The following is a 17,213-nucleotide window of genomic DNA, read 5'->3' on the forward strand; positions in this document are numbered from 1 at the left end:
CCGCCCTCAGGTTCTAGTCAAAGCATAAACAAGAGAAACGCCGATGAGCGCCAGCAGCCTTGCCAACTTGCGACATGATTGGTCATTAGCCGAAGTCCGGGCGATGTTCACCCAGCCGTTCAACGACCTGCTTTTCGAGGCGCAGACCGTTCACCGCAGGCATTTCAACGCCAACCGGGTCCAGGTTTCGACGCTGCTGTCGATCAAGACCGGTGCTTGTCCGGAAGATTGCAAATATTGTCCGCAGTCGGGTCACTACAACACCGGCCTGGCCAAAGAGAAGCTGATGCAGGTGCAGAAGGTGCTTGAAGAGGCCCAGCGGGCCAAGGCCATCGGTGCCACCCGGTTTTGCATGGGTGCGGCCTGGAAGCATCCGTCGGCCAAAGACATGCCCTATGTGCTGGAAATGGTCAAAGGCGTGAAGGCCATGGGCCTGGAAACCTGCATGACCCTGGGCAAGCTCGATCAGGAGCAAACCGCCGCGCTGGCCCACGCCGGCCTCGATTACTACAACCACAACCTCGACACCTCCCCTGAGTTTTACACCAGCATCATCACCACCCGTACTTACAGCGAGCGCCTGCAAACCCTGAGCTATGTGCGCGATAGCGGGATGAAAATCTGCTCCGGTGGCATCCTGGGCATGGGCGAGTCGCTGGACGATCGCGCCAATCTGCTGATCCAGCTGGCCAACCTGCCCGAGCACCCGGAATCGGTGCCGATCAACATGTTGGTGAAAGTGGCCGGTACGCCGATGGAAAACGCCGAAGACATCGACCCGTTTGATTTCATCCGCATGCTGGCGGTAGCGCGAATCATGATGCCTTTGAGCCATGTGCGCCTGTCGGCAGGTCGTGAGGCAATGAACGAGCAAATGCAGGCGCTGGCGTTTTTTGCCGGGGCCAACTCGATTTTCTACGGTGACAAACTGCTCACTACCGCCAACCCGCAGGCGGACAAGGACATGCAGCTGTTCAGTCGTCTGGGCATCCTGCCGGAAGAACGTGAAGACCACGCCGACGAGGTGCATCAGGCGGTGATCGAGCATGCACTGCGGGATCAGAAGTCCAGCGAGCAGTTCTATAACGCGGTGGTTTAACCACCGCGTAGACCTGTAGTCGCTGCCGCAGGCTGCGATAAGGTCCGCAGGACCTTCGCTTTCAATACCGAAGCCGGGGCCGCTTCGCTGCCCATCGCAGCCTGCGGCAGCGGCTACAAGGGATTATAGCCAGCATGTCATTTGATCTAAACGCCCGCCTGGCCGTTCGCCGTGCCGAAAATCTTTACCGCCAGCGGCCCTTGCTGCAAAGCCCGCAAGGCCCGCAGGTGCTGGTCGATGGCCAGCCTCTGCTCGCTTTCTGCAATAACGACTATCTCGGCCTGGCCAACCACCCGCAGGTGATCGAAGCCTGGCAGGCCGGTGCGTCGCGCTGGGGGGTGGGCGGCGGTGCATCACACCTGGTCATTGGCCACAGCACCCCCCATCACGCACTGGAAGAAGCCCTGGCCGAGTTCACCGGTCGCCCGCGGGCGCTGCTGTTCAGCAACGGTTACATGGCCAATATGGGCGCCGTCACCGCGCTGGTGGGGCAGGGTGATACGGTGCTCGAAGACCGTCTCAACCATGCCTCCCTGCTGGATGCCGGCTTGCTCAGCGGGGCGCGCTTCAACCGCTATTTGCACAACGATGCAACCAGCCTGGCCAAGCGCCTAGAGAAGGCCAGCGGCAGTACGCTGGTGGTCACCGATGGCGTATTCAGCATGGACGGTGATCTTGCCGATCTGCCCGCGCTGGCCCGTGAAACCAAGGCCAAAGGGGCCTGGCTGATGGTCGACGATGCCCACGGTTTTGGCCCATTGGGTGCCACTGGCGGCGGAATTGCCGAGCACTTTGGCCTGGGCATGGACGATGTGCCGGTGCTGGTGGGCACGCTGGGCAAGGCCTTTGGTACCAGCGGCGCTTTTGTGGCGGGCAGCGAAGAGCTGATTGAAAGCCTGATCCAGTTCGCCCGGCCTTATATCTACACCACCAGCCAGCCGCCGGCACTGGCCTGTGCGACGCTCAAAAGCCTTGAGCTGCTGCGCACCGAGCATTGGCGCCGTGAGCACCTCAACAGCCTGATCGGTCAATTTCGCCGGGGTGCCGAACAGATCGGCCTGCAGTTGATGGACAGCTTCACGCCGATCCAGCCGATCATGATCGGTGACAGTGGCCAGGCCATTCGTCTGTCGCAGATGTTGCGCGAGCGCGGCCTGTTGGTGACCGCAATCCGCCCGCCCACGGTGCCCGCGGGCAGCGCCCGGCTGCGCGTGACCCTGTCGGCGGCCCACACAGAAGCACAGGTGCAGCTATTGTTAACAGCACTTGATGACTGTTGGCGCACGTTGGAGGCCGATCATGCGTGATCGCTTGGTTTTGCTGCCGGGCTGGGGCCTGGGGGTGTCACCTCTGGAACCGCTGGCCGTGGCATTGCGTGGGCTGGACGAGCACCTGCGGGTTGAAATCGAACCGTTGCCGGTGTTGTTGTCCGCCGACCTTGACGACTGGCTCGACGAACTCGACGCCACCTTGCCTGACAACATCTGGCTGGGCGGCTGGTCGCTGGGCGGGATGCTCGCCAGCGAGCTGGCTGCGCGCCGCGGCGATCGCTGCTGCGGGCTGGTGACCCTGGCCAGCAACCCGAGCTTTGTCAGCCGCGAGGACTGGCCAAGCGCCATGCCGGTATCCACATTCGAACCGTTCCTCAGCGGTTTTCGCGATGCTCCCAACACCACCCTGAAACGCTTTTGCCTGCTGTGCAGCCAGGGCTCAGCCGAAGCCCGGGCAATGGCCGGGTTGCTGCTGGGCGGCGCGCCAAAAGCCCAACCCGATACCCTGCTGGCCGGCCTTGAACTGCTGGGCAAGCTGGATACGCGGGCAGCCTTGCAGCGTTTCAACGGGCCGCAATTGCACCTGTTCGCGGGGCTGGATGCCCTGGTGCCGGTGCAGGCGGCGAGCGATGTGCTGGCGCTGTTACCCGATGTCGAAGTGGGCCTGATTGAACAGGCCTGTCATGCTTTTTTACTGGAAGCCCCCCACGAGCTGGCGGCGGCAATCCAGGCTTTTTTACACGAGTCGGGCGATGAATGATTTGAGTATTGCGCTGCTGGCAGCCGGTTTGCCGGACAAGCGTCAGGTGGCGGTCTCGTTTTCCCGGGCGGCCGCCAGTTATGACAGCGTCGCCGAGCTGCAACGGGCGGTCGGCCATGAGTTGCTGGCCCGCCTGCCCCAGGATCTGAACCCGCAGCGCTGGCTGGACCTGGGCAGCGGCACCGGGTATTTCAGCCGTGAGCTGGGCCAGCGCTATGCCCACAGCCAGGGGCTGGCGCTGGATATTGCCCAGGGCATGCTGGCGTATGCCCGGCCCTTGGGCGGAGCGCAGCATTTTATTGCCGGGGATGCCGAAAGCCTGCCGCTGCAATCGAACAGCTGCGATGTGATTTTCTCCAGCCTGGCGCTGCAATGGTGTGCAGATTTTCGTGGGGTGCTCAGCGAGGCCCGGCGGGTGCTCAAGCCTGGCGGCGTGCTGGCATTTGCCAGCCTGTGCGTGGGCACCTTGCATGAGCTGCGAGACAGCTGGCAGGCCGTGGACGGTCAGGTGCATGTCAATCGCTTCCGTGAGTTCCACGCCTATCAGCAACTGTGTGCCGACAGCGGCTTGCAGGTGCTCAGCTTGCACAATCAGCCCCATGTGCTGCACTACCCGCAGGTTCGCCAACTGACCCATGAGCTTAAGGCGCTGGGTGCGCACAACCTTAACCCCGGGCGGCCTGAAGGGCTGACGGGCAGGGCACGGATTCAGGGGCTGGTGGCTGCCTATGAAGCGTATCGTCAGCCGCTCGGGCTACCGGCGACCTATCAGGTGGTCTACGGCATTCTGGAGAAAACGCGATGAACCCTGCGTACTTCATCACCGGTACGGATACCGATGTAGGCAAAACCACTGTAGCGGCGGGCTTTTTATATGCTGCCCGCGCGGCCGGCTTGAGCACGGCGGCAGGCAAGCCGGTGGCCTCGGGCTGTGAGGTCACCCCGCAGGGGCTGCGCAATGCCGATGCACTGGCGTTGATGGCCGAAAGCTCGATCAGGTTGAGTTATGACGAGGTCAATCCGGTGGCATTTGAACCGGCCATTGCCCCGCATATTGCCGCGCGCGAAGCCGGGGTGGTGCTGACGGTGCGCTCGCTGTTGGGGCCGATGCAGCACATCCTGAGTAAACAAGCCGACTTCACCCTGATTGAAGGCGCTGGCGGCTGGCGCGTGCCGTTATCGGGGCAAGACAGCTTGTCGGATCTGGCCCAGGCGCTGGATTTGCCGGTGATTCTGGTGGTGGGCGTGCGCCTGGGCTGTATCAGCCATGCCCTGCTCACAGCCGAGGCGATTGCCCGTGATGGCCTGCAACTGGCGGGTTGGGTGGCCAATATCATCGGCCCGAAAACCTCGCGCCTGGAAGAAAACCTCGCCACCCTGGCCGAGCGCTTGCCTGCACCCTGCCTGGGGCGGGTGCCAAAACTTAAATCGGCGTCGGCACAGTCCGTGGCGCAATACCTGCAACTGGATTTGCTGGACTGAGACACGGCTAAAACCTGTGGGAGCGGGCTTGCTCGCGATGGTCTACCTGACTGTCCGCGCCGCCTTTATCGCGAGCAAGCCCGCTCCCACCCATCACCCCTTCCCCTATCAGAAAAAATCCGACCCAAGACGAACGGACGCTTCGCGCTGCTTGACAATAAATAGGCGTAAACGTATGTTTCAAACACCTGTTTGACCGCCATAACAAATCCACGCGGTTGTTCATCCCCGGTTTCATCAGCAGAGGTTTATCGCTATGCCTGACTACAAGGCCCCCTTGCGTGATATTCGCTTCGTTCGTGACGAACTGCTCGGTTACGAAGCGCACTATCAGAGCCTGCCGGCTTGCCAGGACGCCACTCCAGATATGGTTGACGCCATTCTTGAAGAAGGCGCCAAGTTTTGTGAGCAGGTGCTGGCACCTCTGAACCGTGTGGGTGACATTGAAGGCTGCACCTGGAGCGAGTCCGGGGTTAAAACTCCGACTGGTTTTAAAGAAGCCTACAAACAATTCGTTGAAGGCGGCTGGCCAAGCCTGGCTCACGACGTGGAGCACGGTGGCCAGGGCCTGCCGGAATCTCTGGGGCTGGCGGTAAGCGAAATGGTCGGTGCGGCCAACTGGTCGTGGGGCATGTACCCGGGCCTGTCCCACGGTGCGATGAACACCATCTCCGAGCACGGCACCCCCGAGCAGCAAGAGACCTACCTGACCAAGCTGGTGACCGGCGAATGGACCGGCACCATGTGCCTGACCGAATCGCACTGCGGTACCGACCTGGGCCTGCTGCGCACCAAGGCTGAACCCCAGGCTGACGGTTCGTACAAGATTTCCGGCACCAAGATCTTTATCTCGGCCGGTGAACACGACATGGCCGACAACATCGTGCATATCGTGCTGGCTCGCCTGCCGGATGCACCGGCTGGCACCAAAGGCATTTCGCTGTTTATCGTGCCCAAGTTCAAGGCCAACGCCGATGGCAGCATCGGTGAGCGCAACGCCGTGTCCTGTGGTTCGCTAGAGCACAAAATGGGCATCCACGGTAACGCCACCTGCGTGATGAACTTCGACGGCGCCACCGGTTTCCTGATCGGCCCGCCGAACAAAGGCCTGAACTGCATGTTCACCTTTATGAACACCGCACGCCTGGGTACCGCGCTGCAGGGCTTGTCCCACGCTGAAATCGCCTTCCAGGGCGGCCTGAAATACGCCCGTGACCGTCTGCAAATGCGTTCGCTGACCGGCCCGAAAGCCCCTGAAAAGGCGGCTGACCCGATCATCGTTCACCCGGACGTACGTCGCATGCTGTTGACCACCAAGGCATTCGCCGAAGGCAACCGTGCGATGGTGTACTTCACCGCCAAGCAAGTCGACATCGTCAAATACGGCGTTGATGAAGAAGAGAAGAAGAAAGCCGACGCACTGCTGGCCTTCATGACTCCGATCGCCAAGGCCTTTATGACCGAAGTCGGTTTTGAGTCGGCCAACCACGGCGTGCAAATCTACGGCGGCCACGGCTTTATCGCCGAGTGGGGCATGGAGCAGAACGTTCGCGACAGCCGCATTTCGATGCTGTACGAAGGCACCACCGGTATCCAGGCACTCGACCTGCTGGGCCGTAAAGTGCTGATGACTCAAGGCGAAGCGCTCAAGGGCTTTACCAAGATCGTGCACAAGTTCTGCCAGAGCAACGAAGGCAACGAAACCCTTAACGAGTTCGTCACGCCACTGGCAGCACTGAACAAGGAATGGGGCGAGTTGACCATGAAGGTCGGTATGGCCGCCATGAAAGACCGTGAAGAAGTGGGTGCGGCTTCGGTCGATTACCTGATGTATTCCGGTTATGCCTGCCTGGCTTACTTCTGGGCTGACATGGCGCGCCTGGCCGCTGAAAAGCTGGCAGAAGGCACGTCTGAAGAAGCGTTCTACAAAGCCAAGCTGCAAACGGCACGCTTCTACTTCCAGCGCATCCTGCCGCGCACCCGCGCGCACGTTGCCACCATGCTGTCGGGCGCTGCCAACCTGATGGACATGAAAGAAGAAGACTTCGACCTGGGCTACTAAGCCTCGGCGGGTCATCTTGCAAAGCCGCTTCTCCTTTGGGGAAGCGGCTTTTTTTTGGATTGGCCACATGTGGGAGCGGGCTTGCTCGCGATGGCATCACCACGGTCTTCCTGGAACACCGCATCGCCTGAATCGCGGGCAAGCCCGCTCCCACAAAAAAATCACAGTGACCTAATTTGTATCTTTGGTCACGCAATGACCCTATGTATCGCTATCGTCGTTAAGCTAGACTGGGTTCTACATAAATCGCCGTTTACAGATTACGAGGTTTGCCATGGCTGACTACAAAGCGCCCCTGCGCGATATGCGCTTCGTCCTCAATGAAGTCTTCGAGGTCGCTACACTTTGGGCGCAATTGCCTGCGTTGGCAGAGACCGTCGATGCTGAAACGGTTGAAGCCATTCTTGAAGAAGCGGGCAAGGTCACGGCCAAAAGCATCGCGCCGCTGAGCCGCAGTGGTGATGAGGAAGGCTGCCACTGGGACAATGGCGCAGTGACCACCCCGGCCGGTTTTGTCGATGCCTATCGCACCTACGCCGAAGGCGGCTGGGTCGGTGTAGGCGGCGACCCGCAGTTCGGCGGTATGGGCATGCCCAAGGCCGTATCGGCGCAGGTCGAAGAGATGATCAACTCCTCCAGCCTGTCGTTTGGCCTGTACCCGATGCTGACTGCCGGGGCCTGTGTATCGATCAACGCCCACGCCAGCGACGAACTGAAAGCCACCTATTTGCCGAACATGTACTCGGGTGTGTGGGCTGGCTCCATGTGTTTGACCGAGCCCCATGCCGGTACTGATCTGGGGATTATTCGGACAAAAGCCGAGCCTCAGGTAGATGGTTCCTACAAAGTCAGTGGCACCAAAATCTTCATCACCGGTGGTGAACACGACCTGACCGAGAACATCATCCATCTGGTACTGGCCAAACTGCCGGATGCACCTGCGGGGCCGAAAGGTATTTCGCTGTTTCTGGTGCCCAAGTTCATGGTCAATGCCGATGGCAGCCTGGGCGAGCGCAACCCGGTGACTTGCGGCTCCATTGAACACAAGATGGGTATCCAGGCCTCGGCCACCTGCGTGATGAATTTCGACGAGGCAGTTGGCTACCTGGTAGGCGAGCCCAACCGTGGCCTGGCCGCGATGTTCACCATGATGAACTACGAGCGTCTTGGGGTTGGCATTCAGGGCCTGGCTTCGGGCGAGCGTTCGTACCAGAACGCCGTCGAATATGCCCGCGACCGCCTGCAGGGGCGCGCAGCAACCGGCGCGGTGGCCAAGGATAAAGTGGCTGATCCGATCATCGTCCACGCCGACGTGCGGCGCATGTTGCTGACCATGAAAGCCTCGAACGAAGGCGGTCGGGCGTTTTCGACTTACGTTGCCAACCAGCTGGACATTGCCAAGTTCAGTGAAGACCCCGCCGCCCGCGAGCGCGCTGATGGCCTGGTGGCCTTGCTGACCCCGGTGGCCAAAGCCTTCCTCACCGACCTGGGCCTGGAAACCACCGTGCATGGCCAGCAAGTGTTTGGTGGACATGGCTACATTCGTGAATGGGGCCAGGAACAACTGGTGCGCGATGTGCGCATCACCCAGATCTACGAAGGCACCAACGGTATCCAGGCGCTGGATCTGGTGGGGCGCAAGATCGTGGGCAACCAGGGTGCTTACTACCGTCAGTTTGCCGACGAGATTCGTCAGTTTATTGCCGGGGCCGGCAGTGACCTGAACGAGTTTACCCAGCCACTGGCTGCAGCTTTGGACACACTTGATCAGTTGACAGCCTGGGTACTGGACCGCTCGCAAAACAACCCGAACGAGATCGGTGCTGCCTCTGTCGAGTACCTGCAGGTTTTTGGTTACACAACGTATGCGTACATGTGGGCGTTGATGGCCAGGGCCGCGTTGGGCAAAGAGGCCGATGAAGCCTTCTATGCCAGCAAACTGGGCACGGCACGCTTCTATTTCGCCCGTTTGCTGCCGCGTATCCACTCGCTGAGCGCTTCGGTCAAGGCGGGTAGCGAGTCGCTTTACCTGCTGGACGAAGCACACTTTTAAGCTGTTTAGTGTTTTGTAAGCATTTGCTTACATTACATGCTGACAATCTCCCATATCGGCAGATTGGATCCAGGGGTAATCTACTTTCCATGGACGTAGAGCAGGAAGCTCAAAGCAACAACACGGACACGTAGGATTCTGCCAGGATGGCGGAGTGAAAAGGATGTCAGGGAAACAGTCTGCAAAACCCCGCCTCGGCGGGGTTTTCTTTTTTGTGCGTCAGAATTTTCTCGATTTCCCAGCTCCTGTGGGAGCGGGCTTGCCCGCGATCGCATCACCACGGTGTGCCTGAAGCTCCGCGTCGCCTGAATCGCGAGCAAGCCCGCTCCCACAAGGTGGTCAGCTACAACGCCCCTTCATCGCTCTGCATCACATCCTCAAGCAAGGTGCGCAACAGCCCCAAAGTGGCTTGCTGACGCTGCACATCGCGGCACACCAACCCCACCTTCAGCGGCACACGGGGCTCGCTCAGCGGCTTCCACAGCAGCGCCTTGTCGTCGTGCTGATGGCGCGAGCGCCCAGGCAATACGGTGGCCAGCTTGCTGTGGGGCAGGCTGTCGAGAATCCCCGCCATGGTGTTTAGTTCGGCTTGTACCTGCGGGCGCCGCCCCAGGTTGGCGAGCTGGGTTTGCCAGATCTGGCGTACCTGAAACTCTTCTCCCAGTAGCAGCATCGGCAGCTCTGCCGCCTGGCTTACAGACACCTTCTTGAATTCGCGCAGTGGATGATCTGCCGGGATTACCAGTTGCAGTTCGTCTTCATACAGCAGCATGCCGTGCAGCCCGGGCTGGCGTGGCGGCAGGTAGCTGATGCCAATGTCGAGCGAACCATTAAGCAGGCGCCGTTCGATCTCGATGCCGGTGAGCTCGTAGATCTGCACCACCAAATGGGGTTGGGCCTGGCGCACCCGCTCCAGCATCTGCGGCACCAGGCTGGTATGTACGGTTTGCAACACGCCGATGGCGATGGTGCGCAGGGCCTGGCCCTGAAAATTGTGCAAAGCCTCTTTGGCCCGTTGCAGCCCGTCGAGCAGCGGCAGCGCGTGGTTGTAGAGCGTATGCGCTGCCAGGGTTGGCAGCAGGCGCTTGCTGCTGCGCTCGAACAGGCTCACATCGAGGTTGTGTTCGAGCTGGCGGATCTGCTGCGACAGGGCTGGCTGCGAGATGCAAAGACGCTCGGCGGCACGGCCCACATGGCCTTCTTCATACACCGCGACGAAATAACGCAGTTGCTTGAAATCCATAAGTAATACTTATCGAAATTGCTTAAAAAACGAAATGGCTCAACGGCCTGCTGGCGCCTAGTCTACGCGCATTCCACAAGGCTCATCGAGCCAGAGATGCTGATAGGCAGTGGCGTTTTACATAGGCAGGGCAATAAACCCAATCAGAGGTTTACCTTCTGTAAGAACCGCCGGCAGTTGCAAATCAAATCTGTTTATGGTCACAAGGTCCGCGTGCATGAACCTGTTTAACCTGCGTCGCCATTCCCCCAGTCTTGAAGAGATGGCTGCGCATTCTGCGCCATCCAAGGCTGGCAACCCTCCTTCCCGGGACTGCCTGATGCCCTGCGTTGAGCGTGAGAGCCAAGTGTTTGTGCGAGGTCAGGGATCGTGGATGTGGGACAGCGACAGCCGGGCGTATCTGGACTTTACCCAGGGCAGTGCGGCCAACAGCCTGGGCCACAGCCCGGCAGTGCTGGTCAAGGCGATGACCGAGCAGGCGCAATCTTTGCTGAACCCGGGCGCAGGCTTTTTAAACCGCGGAATGTTGAACCTGGCGCAGCGCTTGTGTGAAAGCACCGGTAGCGATCAGGTGCACTTGCTCAACACCGGGGCCGAGGCCAATGAGGGGGCGATCAAGCTGGCGCGCAAGTGGGGCCAGCTGCATCGCGGTGGCGCGCACCGGATTATCACCGCGAGCCGCAGCTGTCACGGTCGCAGCTTTGGCGCGATGTCAGCCTCGGGCAGCGCCACCCCGGATAACCGCTTCGAGCCGCAGTTACCGGGCTTTATCAATGTGCCGTTCAACGATCTGCCGGCGCTGCATGCAGCAGTCGATGCGCAGACCGTGGCCATCATGCTGGAGCCGGTACAAAGTGAAGCCGGGGTGATTCCGGCGACCGAACATTACCTCAAGGGTGTTGAGCGTTTGTGCCGTGAGCTGGGCATTTTGCTGATCCTGGATGAAGTCCAGACCGGCATGGGGCGTTGCGGCACATTGCTGGCAGAGCAGAATTACGGCATCCGCGCCGACATCATCACCTTGGGCAAAGGCCTGGGCGGCGGTGTGCCACTGGCGGCGCTGCTGGCTCGGGGCAAAGCCTGCTGCCTGGAGCCCGGTGAGCTGGGCGGCACCCATCATGGCAACGCCCTGATGAGCACCGCGGGGTTGGCGGTGCTGGACACCGTGCTGGAAAAAGGCTTTTTGCAGCAGGTTCGCGACGCGGGGCAACACCTGCGCGAGGGCTTGGGCCGGCTGGCCAATAGTTATGCACAGGGTGAATTGCGCGGCCAGGGTCTGCTTTGGGGCCTGACATTGTCGGATAACTCGGCAGATGCTGTGGTCAAGGCGGCCTTGTATGAGGGTTTGCTGATCAGTGCGCCACAGCCTGACTGCCTGCGTTTCACCCCGGCCCTGTGCGTGAGCAAAGGCAATATCGATGAAATGCTGCTGCGTCTGGCCCGGGCGTTTGCCCGTGTGCGCACGGCCCAGTTGCAGTGCCGTCGCGGGGTTGCGGTCTGACTGCAGCGCTCACACCGAATTTTAAGAACCGTCTCGCGGTATAACGCATCGCCCTGTGCCTGTTTTCTTCGGCACGGGGCGTTTTTTTTTGCCTGTGGATAAGTTTGCGCTGAACCTTTGGCTTGCGCCTGGAGTCGATTAGAAGCAGGGCCGGTTCTGGCCCGCCACTTTCAGGGAGCTGCGCATATGGATCTTATTAAAATCATCTTTGCCATTCTGCTTCCGCCGCTGGGCGTGTTTATGCAAGTGGGTTTTGCCGGGGCTTTCTGGCTGAATATTCTGCTGACCCTGTGCGGTTATATTCCAGGGATCGTGCATGCGGTGTGGATTATCGCCAAGCGTTCGTAATGTCGGGAAGATGCCTGTGTGGGACAGGCATCAGCTGCGATGTGGGAGCGGGCTTGCTCGCGATTGCATCACCGCGTTAATCCAGACGGACCGCGTGGCATGCATCGCGAGCAAGCCCGCTCACACAGTTTTTAAGGCGTCTTTGTCAGCAAGTCGCTGTAAAACAACCATTCCTGTTCCAGCGCGTGGGCCTGGTTACTGGCCTTGCGAAAGCCGTGGCGTTCGTCCGGGTAGTAATGGGCCTGGGCCGGGATGCCGTTGTATTGCAGGGCCTGGAGCATGTCGCGGGTTTGTTGCGGCACCACTACGGCGTCCAGCTCGCCCTGGAAGAAGATCACCGGCACGCTGATCTGGTTGGCATACAGCAACGGAGTGCGCGCCGCATAACGGTCAGCGTCCCGTTGCGGGTCACCAATCAACCAGTCCAGATAGTCACCTTCAAACTTGTGGGTGGCTCGCGCCAGCGCAATCGGATCGCTGACTCCGTACAGGCTGGCACCCGCCCGGAATACGTTATGGAATGCCAGCGCGCACAAGGTGGTGTAGCCCCCTGCGCTGCCGCCACGAATAAACGCAGTGCGGGGAGCAATCAGTTCTTGCTCGGTGAGATAACTGACAACCGCGCAAGCATCTTCGACATCCGCAACGCCCCAATTCAGATGCAAGGCCTGACGATAGTCACGGCCATAGCCGGTGCTGCCGCGATAGTTGAGGTCGGCCACGGCAAAGCCGCGCTGGGTCCAGTATTGAATGCGCGGGTCGAGCATCGGGTAACAGGCTGAAGTCGGACCACCGTGGATAAAGACCAGCAGTGGCGGTTTTTTCTCGCCATTCATCGCCGGGTAGAAAAAGCCGTGAGCATGGCCCTCGCCAGAAGGATAGCGCAGGGTTCTCGGGCGGCTGATACGTTCAGGGGGCAGCGGCGCAACGCCTCCAGCCAGTACCTCGACCTTATGGTTGGCGCGACAGATGCGGATCACGGCTGAAGGGCGTATCGGTGATGCGGCGATGCAATAGATAAAGGCCTCATCCAGTGCCAGGCTGCGAAAGTGGCTGTAGTCACCGGTGAAGTCTTCGAGGTTGCCGTCAGCTGTGCGGATGCCCAGGCGACCGAAGCCGTCTTCGGTCCAACTGGCCAGCCAGGCTTGTTCGCCAAGCGGCACAAAGGTGGTGGTGCCCAGTTGCCAGGGGGCCGGGGCGTGATCGGCGCGCGGGCTGGGTGCGGGTACCAGGCCTTCGCCGGACTCGGCCCAGGGCTGCCAGAAACCTGCGCGGTCGGTCAGGCAATGCAGGCGGTTATCTGCGTCGAAGCGAGGCTGTTGCAGCGACTCCTCTTCAAGATCACCGGCCAGGCACTGCGCGGTATTCCAGCGTCCGGCCGTTTGGCCTTCGGCCAGCATCAGGCGGGTAGATGTCCACGGCTGGTGCGGACGGCTCCATTCAATCCAGGCCAGGCGCTGGCCGTCGGGGCTCAGTGCCGGTGCGCCATAGAAGTCGGCACCTTCGGCCAGGATCTGACGTGCAAGCGTGTCGAGGTCGATGCTGACCAGTCGATGTTGATCGCCGGTTTCCTCGACCGCCAGCACCTGCCCGCTGGCAAACTGCACGCCACCGTAACGGCAAGTGCCCTGGGTCAGCACTTGTGGTGCCGAGCCGTCCAGGGGTTGCAGGTACAACTGTTGATCGGCTTCGTTGACGAATACCACCGCGTCATCGCTCAGGCAAAAACTGCCACCGCCATACTCGTAGACCCGGCTGCGCACGCTGAAACCAGCGGGTGTCAGGCATTGAGCCTGGCCTTCGCGCCAGTGCCAGATACGCGAGGCGGCGTCCTGGGGGCGATATTCGTTCCAGAACAGGCCCCGTGGACCGACCCGCAATTCTGCGAAATCGACTCCGGCGGCAACGGCGAGTGCAGCGCTGAAGGGTTCAGCTTTTGGCGATAAGGCGTGAGTTTCGTTCATTTCGGAAGGCCAATTGTTCGATGGTCTGAGTGGCGTGCTCGGCTTCTTCGCGCGCCTTGAGAATCAGGTCGTGCTGGGGCGATTTACTGCACACCGGGTCCGCATTGCTGGCGTCCCCGGTGAGCATAAAGGCCTGGCAACGGCAGCCGCCGAAGTCCTTTTCTTTCTCGTCGCACGAACGGCAGGGCTCGGGCATCCAGTCATAACCGCGAAAACGATTGAAGCCAAACGAGTCATACCAGATGTGCTGCATGCTGTGGTCGCGCACATTGGGGAACTCGACCGGCATTTGCCGGGCACCATGACACGGCAGGGCCGTACCGTCAGGTGTTACGGTCAAAAAGATGCTGCCCCAGCCGTTCATGCAGGCTTTTGGGCGTTCTTCGTAGTAATCCGGGGTCACGAAAATCAGCTTGCAGGGGTGGCCTTCAGCCTCAAGTTTGGCCCGGTACTCATTGGTGATGCGCTCAGCCCGCACCAGCTGCTCCTTGGTTGGCAGCAGGCCGACACGGTTGAGCTGGGCCCAGCCGTAGAACTGGCAGGTGGCCAGCTCGACAAAGTCGGCTTCAAGGGCGATGCACAGCTCGATAATGCGGTCGATCTTGTCGATATTGTGCCGGTGGGTGACGAAGTTCAGCACCATCGGATAGCCGTGGGCCTTGACGGCCCGGGCCATTTCGAGCTTTTGCGCGAAGGCTTTTTTCGAGCCGGCCAGCAGGTTGTTCACTTGCTCGTCGCTGGCCTGGAAGCTGATCTGGATATGGTCCAGCCCGGCTTTCTTGAAGTCGCTGATCTTTTGCTCGGTCAGGCCTATCCCTGAGGTGATCAGGTTGGTATAGAAGCCCAGCTTGCGTGCTTCGCCAATCAACTCGGCCAGATCCTGGCGCACCAGCGGCTCGCCACCGGAGAAACCCAGTTGCGCTGCACCCATCTCCCGCGCCTCGCGAAATACCTTGATCCACTGTTCGGTGCTCAGTTCTTTGCCCTGCTGGGCGAAGTCCAGCGGGTTTGAGCAGTAGGGGCATTGCAGCGGGCAGCGGTAGGTCAATTCGGCGAGCAGCCACAGCGGCAGGCCAACTTCAGGTTTGGGCGGGATACGGCTGTCAGGCAAGTTCGATCCAGTGCTCTGCACGAGCGACCTCCATAAATTGCTCGATATCTGCGCCGAGCTCGGGTACGCCGGGGAACTGTTGGTCCAGTTCGCCAATAATGGCCGCGACGTCGCGCTGGCCGTCGATCAGGCCGCCGATCAGGGCTGCGCTGTCATTGAGCTTGATCATGCCTTCGGGGTACAGCAGCACATGGCCTTTTTGCGCGGGCTCGTACTGGTAACGATAGCCGGTGCGCCAGGTCGGGATTTTGCTGCGATCGAAGCTCATAGGGTGATTCCTTTATGCCAGACACGTTGGCTGGTCACGCTGTGATAGGGCGGGCGGTCCAGTTCGTAGGCCATGGTCATGGCATCGAGCATGCTCCACAGGATATCGAGCTTGAACTGGAGGATTTCCAGCATGCGCTGCTGGCCTTCATAAGTAGTGTAGTGCTGCAGGGTAATTGCCAGCCCGTGTTCCACGTCGCGTCGGGCCTGGCCCAGGCGGGTGCGGAAGTATTCATAGCCGGCCGGGTCGATCCACGGGTAATGCTGGGGCCAGCTGTCCAGGCGTGACTGGTGGATTTGCGGTGCAAACATCTCGGTCAGCGAGCTGCTGGCGGCCTCTTCCCATGTGGCGCGGCGGGCGAAGTTGACGTAAGCGTCCACGGCAAAACGAACGCCGGGCAGGACCAGCTCCTGGGAGCGCAACTGGTCCGGGTCCAGGCCCACGGCCTGGCCAAGGCGCAGCCAGGCCTCGATACCGCCGTCTTCACCGGGCGCGCCGTCGTGGTCGATCATGCGTTGAATCCACTCGCGGCGCACTTCACGGTCAGGGCAGTTGGCCAGGATCGCGGCATCTTTAAGCGGAATATTGACCTGATAGTAGTAACGGTTGGCGACCCAGCCCTGAATCTGCTCGCGGGTGGCGCGGCCTTCGTACATTGCCACCTGGTAGGGGTGGTAGATGTGGTAATAAGCGCCTTTGGCCCGCAGGGCGGCCTCGAATTCGGCGGTGGAGAGTGGGGCTTGGGTCATCAGATGCCTCCGAAAATAATGTGATGCCTTTGTAGCAGCTGCCGAAGGCTGCGTTCGATGGCGAAGCCGTCGTAAAACCTATATCCCGGTTTTACCTGACACAACAAGGTGCCTGGCTTTACGACGGCTGCGCCGCCGAACGCAGCCTCGTTCCTTCGGCAGCTGCTACAGATTCAGCGTTTACAACTCGATACTCATGCCATCAAAGGCCACTTCAACACCCCGGCGTGCCAGTTCGGCGCGCTCGGCAGAGTCTTCGTCGAGGATCGGGTTGGTGTTGTTGATGTGGATAAGTACTTTGCGCTGCTGGGGCAATTGCTCAAGCACTTCGAGCATGCCGCCGGGGCCGTTTTGCGCCAGGTGGCCCATCTCGCGGCCAGTACGGGTGCCCACGCCCCGACGCTGCATTTCGTCGTCGTCCCACATCGTGCCGTCCACCAGCAGGCAGTCGCTGCCCGCCATGATTTCCAGCAAGGGCGCGTCAACCTTGCCCAAACCCGGGGCATAGAACAGTTTGCCGCCCGTGCGCAGGTCTTCGACGATCAGGCCGATGTTGTCGCCCGGGTGCGGGTCGAAACGGTGCGGCGAATACGGCGGTGCCGCACTGCGCAGGGGCAGCGGGCTGAAGCGCAGGTTGGGGCAGGCGGGGATGGTGAATGATCCCTCCAGCTCGATGCGGTGCCAGTTCAGGCCGCCATTCCAGTGCTTGAGCATGGTGAACAGCGGGAAACCGGTGCTCAGGTCTTCGTGGACCATGTCGGTGCACCACACATCATGGGGGCAGCCTTCGCGCAGGCTCAGCAGGCCGGTGGTGTGGTCGATCTGGCTGTCCATCAGGATAATGGCACTGATCCCGGTATCACGCAGGGCACGACCCGGTTGCATCGGGGCGAAGTCCTGGAGTTGCGCACGGATATCGGGCGAGGTGTTGCACAGCACCCAGTTCACACCGTCGTCGGAGATCGCAATCGACGATTGGGTACGCGCCTTGGCGTTTAACGAACCATCACGAAAACCCGCGCAGTTGACGCAGTTGCAGTTCCACTGCGGGAAACCGCCGCCAGCGGAGGAACCTAGAATCTGGACAAACATGGCGTGTTCTCTTGCAAATCTGAAAATAAAAACGCCCCGGCGAACCGAGGCGTTGGGTTGCTCTGCTCAGTGAAGACGCAGATCAACGGCTAGCGAAGTACATGGTGACTTCAAAGCCAATACGCAGGTCGGTGTAAGCAGGTTTAGTCCAAGCCATAACGTGACTCCTTCAGCGGGTGGGTGAGTGGTGTCTCTTAATTAGTCCAGCTC

Annotated in this window: 16 protein-coding genes; 9 read left to right on the plus strand and 7 right to left on the minus strand. The window is 60.5% G+C overall.

The window, feature by feature from the left end; genetic code table 11:
* Positions 1-43 precede the first annotated feature (43 nt).
* The 7 genes from bioB to BLU25_RS16785 all read left to right on the plus strand — a co-directional run bounded on the left by bioB (position 44) and on the right by BLU25_RS16785 (position 8,727).
* A complete protein-coding gene (bioB, locus tag BLU25_RS16755) occupies positions 44-1,099 on the plus strand; it encodes a biotin synthase BioB (RefSeq protein WP_016782475.1) in 1,056 nt (351 codons plus the stop codon).
* Positions 1,100-1,233: 134 nt separating this feature from the next.
* A complete protein-coding gene (gene bioF / locus BLU25_RS16760; RefSeq protein WP_083369741.1) occupies positions 1,234-2,406 on the plus strand; it encodes an 8-amino-7-oxononanoate synthase in 1,173 nt (390 codons plus the stop codon).
* Entirely contained in the window at positions 2,399-3,130 is a 732-nt protein-coding gene (locus tag BLU25_RS16765; RefSeq protein ID WP_016782473.1) for an alpha/beta fold hydrolase, read from the plus strand. Before bioF ends, BLU25_RS16765 begins: the two co-directional genes overlap by 8 nt.
* A complete protein-coding gene (bioC, locus tag BLU25_RS16770; protein WP_016782472.1) occupies positions 3,123-3,935 on the plus strand; it encodes a malonyl-ACP O-methyltransferase BioC in 813 nt (270 codons plus the stop codon). The genes BLU25_RS16765 and bioC overlap by 8 nt, the downstream gene beginning before the upstream one ends.
* Positions 3,932-4,612 (plus strand): dethiobiotin synthase, encoded by a 681-nt coding sequence (gene bioD, locus BLU25_RS16775; RefSeq protein WP_016782471.1) that lies wholly within the window; start codon positions 3,932-3,934, stop codon positions 4,610-4,612. Before bioC ends, bioD begins: the two co-directional genes overlap by 4 nt.
* A 256-nt stretch (positions 4,613-4,868) precedes the next feature.
* Positions 4,869-6,674, plus strand: a complete 1,806-nt coding sequence (locus BLU25_RS16780; protein ID WP_016782470.1) for a phenylacyl-CoA dehydrogenase — start codon at positions 4,869-4,871, stop codon at positions 6,672-6,674.
* 274 nt (positions 6,675-6,948) lie between these two features.
* Complete coding sequence (locus tag BLU25_RS16785; RefSeq protein WP_016782469.1) at positions 6,949-8,727, plus strand: acyl-CoA dehydrogenase C-terminal domain-containing protein; 1,779 nt, start codon at positions 6,949-6,951, stop codon at positions 8,725-8,727.
* 343 nt (positions 8,728-9,070) lie between these two features.
* Here BLU25_RS16785 and BLU25_RS16790 read toward each other — a convergent pair whose 3' ends face one another.
* A complete protein-coding gene (locus BLU25_RS16790; protein WP_016782468.1) occupies positions 9,071-9,970 on the minus strand; it encodes a LysR family transcriptional regulator in 900 nt (299 codons plus the stop codon).
* 217 nt (positions 9,971-10,187) lie between these two features.
* Here BLU25_RS16790 and BLU25_RS16795 point away from each other — a divergent pair, with 217 nt between their 5' ends.
* Together BLU25_RS16795 and BLU25_RS16800 are read left to right on the plus strand one after the other, a co-directional pair.
* The gene (locus BLU25_RS16795; RefSeq protein WP_029611603.1) at positions 10,188-11,471 is read left to right on the plus strand and encodes an aspartate aminotransferase family protein; all 1,284 of its coding nucleotides are present in this window, start codon (positions 10,188-10,190) and stop codon (positions 11,469-11,471) included.
* A gap of 186 nt (positions 11,472-11,657) precedes the next feature.
* Entirely contained in the window at positions 11,658-11,819 is a 162-nt protein-coding gene (locus BLU25_RS16800; RefSeq protein WP_016782466.1) for a YqaE/Pmp3 family membrane protein, read from the plus strand.
* 131 nt (positions 11,820-11,950) lie between these two features.
* Here the strand turns inward: BLU25_RS16800 and BLU25_RS16805 are convergent, their stop codons facing one another.
* The 6 genes from BLU25_RS16805 to pqqA form a co-directional block, all read right to left on the minus strand.
* Positions 11,951-13,783, minus strand: a complete 1,833-nt coding sequence (locus tag BLU25_RS16805; protein WP_083369742.1) for a S9 family peptidase — start codon at positions 13,781-13,783, stop codon at positions 11,951-11,953.
* Positions 13,749-14,894 carry a pyrroloquinoline quinone biosynthesis protein PqqE gene (pqqE, locus tag BLU25_RS16810; protein ID WP_186349587.1) on the minus strand — a complete coding sequence of 382 codons (1,146 nt, stop codon included), beginning with the start codon at positions 14,892-14,894 and terminating at the stop codon, positions 13,749-13,751. The genes BLU25_RS16805 and pqqE overlap by 35 nt, the downstream gene beginning before the upstream one ends.
* Complete coding sequence (gene pqqD / locus BLU25_RS16815; protein WP_016782464.1) at positions 14,887-15,162, minus strand: pyrroloquinoline quinone biosynthesis peptide chaperone PqqD; 276 nt, start codon at positions 15,160-15,162, stop codon at positions 14,887-14,889. The genes pqqE and pqqD overlap by 8 nt, the downstream gene beginning before the upstream one ends.
* Entirely contained in the window at positions 15,159-15,911 is a 753-nt protein-coding gene (gene pqqC, locus BLU25_RS16820; protein WP_016782463.1) for a pyrroloquinoline-quinone synthase PqqC, read from the minus strand. Before pqqC ends, pqqD begins: the two co-directional genes overlap by 4 nt.
* A 180-nt stretch (positions 15,912-16,091) precedes the next feature.
* Positions 16,092-17,003, minus strand: coding sequence for a pyrroloquinoline quinone biosynthesis protein PqqB (pqqB, locus tag BLU25_RS16825; protein WP_016782462.1), 912 nt, complete (start codon positions 17,001-17,003; stop codon positions 16,092-16,094).
* A gap of 82 nt (positions 17,004-17,085) precedes the next feature.
* Positions 17,086-17,160, minus strand: coding sequence for a pyrroloquinoline quinone precursor peptide PqqA (gene pqqA, locus BLU25_RS16830; RefSeq protein WP_003444522.1), 75 nt, complete (start codon positions 17,158-17,160; stop codon positions 17,086-17,088).
* Between the last annotated feature and the right edge of the window lie 53 nt (positions 17,161-17,213).

Source organism: Pseudomonas fragi (assembly GCF_900105835.1).
Classification (GTDB): domain Bacteria; phylum Pseudomonadota; class Gammaproteobacteria; order Pseudomonadales; family Pseudomonadaceae; genus Aquipseudomonas; species Aquipseudomonas fragi.

Bases quoted from the DNA above. Each gene is read 5' to 3' on its own strand.
- BLU25_RS16785 (WP_016782469.1), top strand. From the start codon at position 6,949: ATGGCTGACTACAAAGCGCCCCTGCGCGATATGCGCTTCGTCCTCAAT.
- BLU25_RS16795 (WP_029611603.1), top strand. From the start codon at position 10,188: ATGAACCTGTTTAACCTGCGTCGCCATTCCCCCAGTCTTGAAGAGATG.
- bioD (WP_016782471.1), top strand. From the start codon at position 3,932: ATGAACCCTGCGTACTTCATCACCGGTACGGATACCGATGTAGGCAAA.
- BLU25_RS16805 (WP_083369742.1), bottom strand. From the start codon at position 13,783: ATGAACGAAACTCACGCCTTATCGCCAAAAGCTGAACCCTTCAGCGCT.
- BLU25_RS16765 (WP_016782473.1), top strand. From the start codon at position 2,399: ATGCGTGATCGCTTGGTTTTGCTGCCGGGCTGGGGCCTGGGGGTGTCA.
- bioF (WP_083369741.1), top strand. From the start codon at position 1,234: ATGTCATTTGATCTAAACGCCCGCCTGGCCGTTCGCCGTGCCGAAAAT.
- bioB (WP_016782475.1), top strand. From the start codon at position 44: ATGAGCGCCAGCAGCCTTGCCAACTTGCGACATGATTGGTCATTAGCC.
- BLU25_RS16800 (WP_016782466.1), top strand. From the start codon at position 11,658: ATGGATCTTATTAAAATCATCTTTGCCATTCTGCTTCCGCCGCTGGGC.
- bioC (WP_016782472.1), top strand. From the start codon at position 3,123: ATGAATGATTTGAGTATTGCGCTGCTGGCAGCCGGTTTGCCGGACAAG.
- BLU25_RS16790 (WP_016782468.1), bottom strand. From the start codon at position 9,970: ATGGATTTCAAGCAACTGCGTTATTTCGTCGCGGTGTATGAAGAAGGC.
- pqqB (WP_016782462.1), bottom strand. From the start codon at position 17,003: ATGTTTGTCCAGATTCTAGGTTCCTCCGCTGGCGGCGGTTTCCCGCAG.
- pqqC (WP_016782463.1), bottom strand. From the start codon at position 15,911: ATGACCCAAGCCCCACTCTCCACCGCCGAATTCGAGGCCGCCCTGCGG.
- pqqD (WP_016782464.1), bottom strand. From the start codon at position 15,162: ATGAGCTTCGATCGCAGCAAAATCCCGACCTGGCGCACCGGCTATCGT.
- BLU25_RS16780 (WP_016782470.1), top strand. From the start codon at position 4,869: ATGCCTGACTACAAGGCCCCCTTGCGTGATATTCGCTTCGTTCGTGAC.